Origin of the sequence: Variovorax boronicumulans (assembly GCF_040544675.1) — a bacterium.
In the GTDB taxonomy this organism is placed as follows: domain Bacteria; phylum Pseudomonadota; class Gammaproteobacteria; order Burkholderiales; family Burkholderiaceae_C; genus Variovorax; species Variovorax boronicumulans_D.
This window is the reverse complement of record NZ_JBEPKK010000036.1, coordinates 1-8,988: the sequence shown is the minus strand read 5'-3', so window position 1 is coordinate 8,988 and position 8,988 is coordinate 1. Positions and strand designations below refer to the sequence as shown.

The following is an 8,988-nucleotide window of genomic DNA, read 5'->3' as shown; positions in this document are numbered from 1 at the left end:
CACGTGCTGGATGCGCACGGCCAGCTTGCTCCGGCGGGCGTGGCCGGTGAGCTGCACATCGCCGGGGTGCAGCTGGCACGCGGCTACCTGAACCGCCCCGATCTCACCGCCGAGCGCTTCGTACCCGATCCGTTCGGCGCGCCGGGCTCGCGCATGTACAGAAGCGGCGACCTGGCGCGTTGGCGCGCCGATGGCACGCTGGAGTACTTGGGCCGCAACGACCACCAGGTCAAGGTGCGGGGCTTTCGGATCGAGCTGGGCGAGATCGAGGCGGCGCTGTCAGCCTGCGCCGGGGTGCGCGAAGCCGTCGTGCTGGCGCGCGGCGAAGGTGCCGACAAGCAGCTGGTGGCCTACGTCACTGGCGAGGTTCCTGGCGGAGAAGACATACAAGCGCAGGCGCTGCGCGAGCAACTGGCCAGCCGGCTGCCCGAGTACATGGTGCCGGCGGCCTACGTGCAGCTGGAGGCGCTGCCGCTCACGCCCAACGGAAAGCTGGACCGCCGCGCGCTGCCCGCGCCGGGCGATGCGGCCTACGGCACGCGCGCGTTCGAGCCCCCGCAAGGCGAGATCGAAGAAGAGCTGGCGGCGATCTGGGCCGAGCTGCTCGGGCGCGAGCGCGTTGGCCGCGCGGACAACTTCTTTGCCCTGGGCGGCCACTCGCTGCTGGCTGTGCAGCTGGTCTCGCGCATCCGGTTGCGGCTGGGCTCGGAAGTGGCGATCGCCGAGCTGTTCGCCCAGCCCACGCTGGCCGGCTTCGCCCAGCGCGTCGCAGCCGCCGCGGCCAGCGAACTGCCGGCGGTCACGCCGGCGGACCGCAGCGCGCCGCTGCCGCTGTCGTTCGCCCAGCAGCGGCTGTGGTTCCTCGCGCAGATGGACGAGCGCGCGAGCGCGGCGTACCACATCCCCGGGGGCGTGCGCCTGAGCGGCGCGCTCGAGCGCGGCGCGCTGCAGCGCGCGCTGGACACCATCGTCGCGCGCCATGAGGTGCTGCGCACGGGCTTCGTGCGCCAAGACGATGGCAGCACGGTGCAGGTGATTGCGCCCGAGGATGTGGGGCTGCCGCTGCTGCATGTGGACCTCACCGGCTCCGCCGATGCCGACACCGAGACGACGCGCAACGCCGAAGAGGAGGCGGCCACGCTGTTTGACCTCGCGCAGGGGCCGCTCATTCGCGCCCGGCTGCTGAAGCTGGCTGAGCGGGAGCACGTGCTGCTGGTGACGATGCACCACCTCGTGAGCGACGGCTGGTCGATGGGCTTGCTGGTGCGCGAGCTGGGCTCGCTGTACGGCGCCTATGTGCAAGGGCACGAGGACCCGCTGTCGCCGCTGGCCATCCAGTACGCCGACTACGCCGCCTGGCAGCGCCAGTGGATCAGCGGCCAGCGGCTTCAGCAGCAGCTCGCCTACTGGCGCAGTCACCTGGAGGGTGCCCCGGCGCTGCTGGAGCTGCCCACCGACCACGCGCGCCCGGCGGTGCAGGACTTCACCGGCGCGAGCATCGGCTTCGAGCTCGACCGAGCCGACAGCGCCGCGCTGCAGGCGCTGGCCGCGCGCCACGGGGCGACGCTTCACATGGTGCTGTTGGCCGCTTGGGCGGCGCTGCTCGTGCGCCTGTCCGGGCAGGCCGATGTGGTCATCGGCACGCCGGTGGCCAACCGCACGCGCGCCGAGGTCGAGTCGGTGATCGGTCCCTTCGTCAACACGCTGGCGCTGCGCGTGGACCTCTCGGGACATCCGACGGTCGCGCAGCTCGTCGAGCAGGTGAAAGCGAGCGCGCTGGGCGCGCAAGCGCACCAGGACGTGCCCTTCGAGCAGGTCATCGAGGCGCTCAACCCCGAGCGCAGCCTCGCGCACAGCGCGCTGTTCCAGGTCATGTTCGCCTGGCAGAACATGCCCGGGGGAGCTTTGGAGCTGCCGGGGCTGGCACTGCAGGGATTCGGCGTTCGCTCCAACACCGTCAAGTTCGACCTCGACATCGTGATGCAGCAAGTCGGGCCGTGCATCAACGGCAGCGTCACTTACCCCAGAGCGCTGTTCGTGCACTCGACCATCGAGCGCTGGGTACGGCACTTTGTCGTGCTGTTGCAATCATGGATAGCCGATGAGAACCAATCGGTGGCCGAGGTACCGCTGCTCGACGCGCTCCAGCGCACCGAACTCGAGGGCTTCAACGCGACCGACACGGAGCTCCCGCAGGACGGCTGTATCCACGCGCTGTTCGAAGCGCAGGCGCAGCGCACACCGAAGGCGGTGGCATTGGTCTGCGAGACCGAGACGCTGAGCTATGCCCAACTGCAGCGCATGGCGTGGGCGCTGGCCGAGCGGCTCCAAGCGCTGGGCGTGCAGCCGGGCGAGCGCGTGGCGCTGGCGCTGCCGCGCTCGGGCGAACTGGTGGTGGCCGAGCTGGCAGTGCTGCACTGCGGGGCGGCATACGTGCCGCTGGACCTGGAGCACCCGAGCGAGCGGCTGGCGCTGATTCTCGCGGACAGCGGTGCACGGGTGCTGGTGTGCCAGCCGCAGTGCGAGCTGCGCGCCGACGCGGTGCACCGTCTGGAGCTCACGGGCCTGCAATCGCTCAAACCGTGCCGCCGCAAGCCGCGTCCGGTATCGGCACACCCGCTGGCTGCGGCCTACGTCATGTACACGTCGGGCTCCACCGGCAGCCCCAAGGGCGTGGTGGTGGCGCACCGGGCGGTGACCCAGTTCGTGCTGGGCGCACGGCTGCACGCGCTGCGTCCCGACGACCGGGTAGGCTTCGCGTCCAATCCTGCATTCGACTCCTCGACGCTCGAGGTGTGGGGCGCCCTGCTGCGCGGCGCGGCGGTGGTCGTCGTGCCGCCGCAGGTGCTGCGCGACGCTCGCCAGCTCGCTGAGCAAGTGCAGCGCGATCGCATCACCGTGCTCATCCTGGTGGCGGGGGTGCTGCGCGCGTACGCGCCGTTGCTCGCCGGGCACCTGGATACGCTGAGGATGCTCGTGACCGGAGGCGACGTGGCCGACGCGCAGGCCATCGCATTGCTGATGCGAGGCGGTCTGCAGCGCGTGCTGCAGACCTACGGGCCCACCGAGACAACCCAGTTCGCCACCACGCTGATGCTCGAGGAGGCGCCCGAGGCGCGCTCTCGCATCCCGATCGGGCGCCCGAACCCGAACACCCGCGTGCACGTGCTCGACGCACGCGGTCAGCGCTGCCCGATCGGCATCGCGGGCGAACTGCATATCGCGGGCGTACAGCTCGCGCAGGGCTACTTGAACCGCCCCGATCTCACCGCCGAGCGCTTCGTGCCCGATCCGTTCGGCAAGCCAGGTGCGCGTATGTACCGAACCGGCGACCTCGCGCGCTGGCGCGCCGATGGCACGCTGGAGTTCCTGGGCCGCAACGACCACCAGGTCAAGATCCGCGGCTTTCGCATCGAGCTGGGCGAGATCGAGACGGCTCTGCAAGGTTGCGAAGGCGTGCGCGAAGCGGTTGTGCTCGCCCGCGAGGACGCGCCGGCCGACAAGCGCCTGGTGGCTTACTACACGCGGTCACCGAGCCGCCTCGATCCCCTGATGCGCGATCGCGACGATCGTGTGCAGCTGTGGCCCGCACTTGGTGGTTACCTCATTTACGACGAGCTGCTGTACTACGGACTGAGCGGTGACCGCCCAAGATTGGACAAGTACCGCGACGCGCTGCGCAAGGTCGTGAAGGACCGCGTGGTGCTCGACCTTGGCACCGGCAAGGACGCGGTCCTCGCGCGCATGTGCCTGGACCTCGGCGCCAAGCGGGTCTATGCAGTCGAGATCCTCGACAGCGCCTACGAGGCGGCAAGGCGACTCGTGGCCGAGCTCCAGCTCGAAGATCGACTGCACGTGATCCACGGTGACGTGCGCACCATCGAACTGCCCGAACGTGCGCAGGTGTGCGTGGCCGCGTTGGTCGATTCGATCGGGGGCGAGGAGGGCGCGGCGGTGCTCATCAATCACGCGCGCCGGCTGCTCGAGCCCGATGCCCCCATGATCCCGCAGCGAGCGCTCACCAAGATCGCCGCGGTCGCTCTTCCGCCCGAGATCGCTGAGCAACCGGCCTTTACCGCCATCTCCGCACACTACGTCCAGCGCATCTTCGATGCAGCCGGTGGACCGTTTGACTTGCGCCTGGCGATCAAGAACTTCCCGCGTGAGGCCATCCTGTCGACCGAGGCCGTGTTGGAGGATCTCGATTTCACCGCGCCCATGGACGTGGAGCAGCACCACGACATGACGCTCAGCTTTCACCGGCCGGGGCGCTTCGACGGCTTCTTGGTGTGGATGAACCTGTATCTCGACGCCGAGGAAATTGCCGACGTCCTGGACCACCGCTACACCTGGTTCCCGGTGTACTTGCCCATCTTCGAACCGGGCCTTGAAGTGCTGGCGGGCGATGCCATCGCCATGCGCTGCCATATCACGCTCTGCGACAACGGCGTGAATCCCGAGTACGCGCTGCAAGGAAGCCTGATTCGCCAAGGCGAAATCGTCGAAAGGTTCCACCATGTGTCGCAACGTGACGCGCGGCACCACCGGGCGAGCCCCTTCTATCAGCGGCTCTTTGCCGGGAACGGCATTCCACAGGAGAAAATCGCGCCCACTGCAGCCGTGGCGCACCTGCGCGAGCAGTTGGCCACCCGGCTGCCCGAGTACATGGTGCCAGCGGCCTACGTGCAACTGGAAGCGCTGCCGCTCACGCCCAACGGCAAGCTGGACCGCCGCGCGCTGCCCGCGCCGGGCGATGCAGCCTACGGCACGCGCGAGTTCGAGCCGCCGCAAGGGCCCATCGAGGAGGCCCTGGCTGAAATCTGGCAGGAGCTGCTCGGGCGCGAGCGCATCGGCCGCGCGGACAGCTTCTTCGCGCTGGGCGGGCACTCGCTGCTTGCGGTGCAGCTGGTCTCACGCATCCGGTTGCGGCTCGGCCTGGAAATGGCGATCGCCGAGCTGTTCGCACAGCCCACGCTCGCTGCCTTCGCGGCGCGGCTGGCGACGGCGGCGGCCAGCGAACTGCCGGCGGTCACGCCGGCCGGGCGCGGCGCGCCGCTGCCGCTGTCGTTCGCGCAGCAGCGGCTGTGGTTCCTCGCGCAGATGGACGCGCGCGCCGGCGCGGCGTACAACATCCCCGGCGGCGTGCGCCTGATCGGACCGCTCGAGCGCAGCGCGCTGCAGCGCGCGCTGGACACCATCGTTGCGCGCCACGAAGCGCTGCGCACGCGTTTCGACACGATCGATGGCGTGCCGGTGCAAATCATCGACCCAGCGCCAAGCGGCTTTGCGCTGCGCTATCAAGACTTGTCGGCGCACGCCGAAGTGGACGCTGAAGTCCTGCGTGTCGCCGACGAAGAAGCCCGTATCCCGTTCGACCTGGTGCGCGGACCGCTCACCCGCGGGCAACTGCTGAGCTTGGGTGGGCAAGGCCAGGAAGCAGAGCATGTACTGCTGGTGAGCATGCACCACATCGTCAGCGACGGCTGGTCGATGGGCGTTTTGATCAAAGAGTTCACAGCGCTCTATGCCGCTTTCAGCCAAGGCCAGGCGGATCCGCTGCCGACGCTTGCGATCCAGTACGCCGACTATGCCGTGTGGCAGCGCAGCTACCTGCAAGGCAAGGTCTTGCAGCGCCAGCTCGAGTTCTGGCGGGAGCACCTGCAGGGCGCCCCGGCGCTGCTGGAGCTGCCCAGCGACCGGCCTCGCCCGCCGGTGCAGGACTACGCCGGCCAGACAATCGGCTTCGAGTTCGATGCCGCCCTCTCGGCGCAGCTCAAGGCGTTGTCGCAGCGCCATGGCACGACGCTGTTCATGACGCTGCTGGCGGGCTGGGCCACCTTGCTGGCGCGGCTGTCAGGGCAATGTGAGGTCGTCATAGGCACCCCGGTGGCCAACCGCGCGCGCGCCGAACTGGAGCCGCTGATCGGCTTTTTCGTCAACACGCTGGCGCTACGCATTGACCTCACGGCCAACCCCACTGTGGGCGAGTTGCTGGCGCAGGTACGCGCCAACACGCTGGCCGCGCAGGCGCACCAGGATCTCCCCGTCGAGCAAGTCGTCGAAGCGCTGCAGCCCGCGCGCAGCATGGCCCACAGCCCGGTGTTTCAGGTCGTGTTTGCCTGGCAAAACGCGCCCGAAGGTGTGCTGGAGCTGCCCGGCATCGAACTGCAGTCGCTGCAGGGACAGTCCGACACGGCCCAATTCGACCTTTCGCTGGAGCTGCGAGAGCACAAGGACGACAGCGGCGAGCTGATTGCAGGCCGCATCCGTTACGCCCAGGCGCTCTTTGACGTGCCTACTGTCGAGCGCCACATCGCCTGTCTCAAAACGCTGCTGCACGCGATGGTGGCCGAAGACGGCGGCAGGGTGGCCAGCCTGACGCTACTGCCGCCAGGCGAGCGCGAGCAAGTGCTGCAAAAGTGGAACGACACGGCCACGGCGTATCCGCAAGTCCAGTGCATCCACGAGCTGTTCGAAGCGCAGGTTCGACGCTCACCCGAGGCGGTGGCGCTGGTCTTCGAGGACGAGTCGCTCAGCTACGGCGAGCTGGACGCCCAGGCGAACCGGCTGGCCCACCACCTGCGCGCGCTGGGCGTGGGGCCGGACGCACGCGTGGCGCTGCTGCTCGAGCGCGGCCTGCCTATGGTCGTGGCGCTGCTGGCCACGCTCAAGGCCGGCGGCGCCTACGTGCCGCTGGACCCGGCCTACCCCACCGAGCGGCTCGCGTTCATGCTGCGCGACAGCCGCGCGCGCGTCGTGTTGACCGACGCGCAGCTGGAATCACAACTGCCCGCCGGCCTGCCGGCGCTGCGCGTGGTGCGCCTCGACGCCCCTTCCGCCCCCTGGCACACGCTGCCAGCCACTGCCCCCGAGGTCCCTGAGCTGCGTCCCGAGCACCTGGCCTACGTGATCTACACCTCCGGCTCTACCGGCGTGCCCAAGGGCGTGATGGCGACACAACAGGCGGTGGTCCGACTCGTCATCAACAACCGCTTTGCCGAGTTCGCGCCCACGGACCGGGTGGCCTTCGCGGCCAGTCCGGCATTTGATGCCAGCACGCTTGAGCTGTGGGCGCCGCTGCTGAATGGCGGCACCCTGGTCGTGATCGCGCAGGAGACGCTGCTCGCGCCGCAGCAGTTTGCGCTCGCCCTGCAGCGCCACGCCGTCAACGTGCTGTGGCTCTCGGTGGGCCTGTTCAACCAGTACGCGCAAGATCTTCGCGCCGTCGCGCTGAAGCTGCGCTACCTCATCGTCGGAGGCGACGCCCTGGACCCGGCGATCATCCGTGGGGTGCTGCGCGACAACCCGCCGAAGCACCTGCTCAACGGCTATGGTCCGACCGAGACAACGACATTCGCGACTACCCATGAGGTGCGCCGACTCGACGCCTCGGCCCGCTCGGTCCCGCTCGGCCAACCGATCGGCAACACATCGGTTTACGTGCTGGACGCGCTCGGCCAGCTCGTGCCGGTGGGGGTGGCCGGCGAGTTGCACATCGCGGGTGCAGGTCTGGCGCGCGGCTACCTGAACCGCCCCGATCTCACCGCAGAGCGCTTCGTGCCCGATCCGTTCGGCGCGCCGGGCTCGCGCATGTACAGAAGCGGCGACCTGGCGCGATGGCGCGCCGACGGCACCATCGAGTACCTGGGCCGCAACGACCACCAGGTGAAGGTGCGGGGCTTTCGGATCGAGCTGGGCGAGATCGAGGCGGCGCTGCAAGCTTGCCCGGGCGTGCGCGAAGCCGTCGTGCTGGCGCGCGGCGAGGGCGCCGACAAGCAGCTGGTGGCCTACGTCACGGGTGAAGACGTACAGGCAGTGGTCCTGCGCGAGCAGCTGGCCAGCCGGCTGCCCGAGTACATGGTGCCAGCGGCCTACGTGCAGCTCGAGGCGCTGCCGCTCACGCCCAACGGCAAGCTGGACCGCCGTGCGCTGCCCGCGCCGGGCGATGCGGCCTACGGCACGCGCGAGTTCGAGCCGCCGCAAGGCGAGATCGAAGAAGAGCTGGCGCACATCTGGCAGGACCTGCTGGGATTGGAGCGCGTTGGCCGCGCCGACAACTTCTTCGAGCTCGGCGGGCACTCGCTGCTGGCCGTGCAGCTGGTCTCGCGCATCCGGTTGCGGCTGGGCTCGGAAGTGGCGATCGCCGAGCTGTTCGCCCAGCCCACGCTGGCCGGCTTCGCCCAGCGCGTCGGCGAGGCCACGGCCAGCGAGCTGCCGGCAGTCACGCCGGCCGGGCGCGGCGCGCCGCTGCCGCTGTCGTTCGCGCAGCAGCGGCTGTGGTTCCTGGAGCAGCTCGACGCACACGCACGGCTGGCCTACCTCATGCCTTCGGGCCTGCGGCTCGTGGGGCCGCTGGACGAGTCGGCCCTGGTGCGTGCGCTCGATCGCATCCTTGCGCGCCATGAAGTGCTGCGCACGGGCTTCGTGCGCCAGGACGATGGCAGCACGGCGCAGGTGATTGCGCCCGAGGATGTGAGGCTGCCGCTGATGCGTGCGGACCTCACAGCGTCGGCCGACCCCCAGGGCGAGGCCCGCCGCCACTCACAGGAAGAAGCCGCCACCGCGTTCGACCTGTCGCACGGCCCGCTCATCCGCGCCCGACTGCTGAAGCTGGCCGAGCGGGAGCACGTGCTGCTGGTGACGATGCACCACATCGTCTCGGACGGTTGGTCGATGGGCGTGTTCATCAATGAACTCAGCGCGCTGTATACGGCGTTCGTGCAAGGCGAGCCAGACCCACTTCCCGCGCTACAGATCCAGTACGCCGACCATGCGGTGTGGCAGCACCGCTGGATCAGCGGAGCGCTGCTGCAGCGCCAGCTGGGGTTCTGGCGCGAGCACCTGCAAGGCGCCCCGGCGCTGCTGGAGCTGCCCTGCGACCATGCGCGCCCGAGCACGCAGGACTACGCCGGCGACAGCGTGCCCATCACGCTCGATCCAGCGCTCTCGCAGGCGCTGCGCGCGCTGGGCGAGCGCCACGGCTGCACC

General features: G+C 69.5%; 1 protein-coding gene. It reads left to right on the top strand.

The window, feature by feature from the left end; genetic code table 11:
* Window positions 1-8,988: amino acid adenylation domain-containing protein (locus ABIC90_RS27155; protein ID WP_354359814.1), on the top strand; the 8,988-nt coding region annotated here is incomplete at both ends.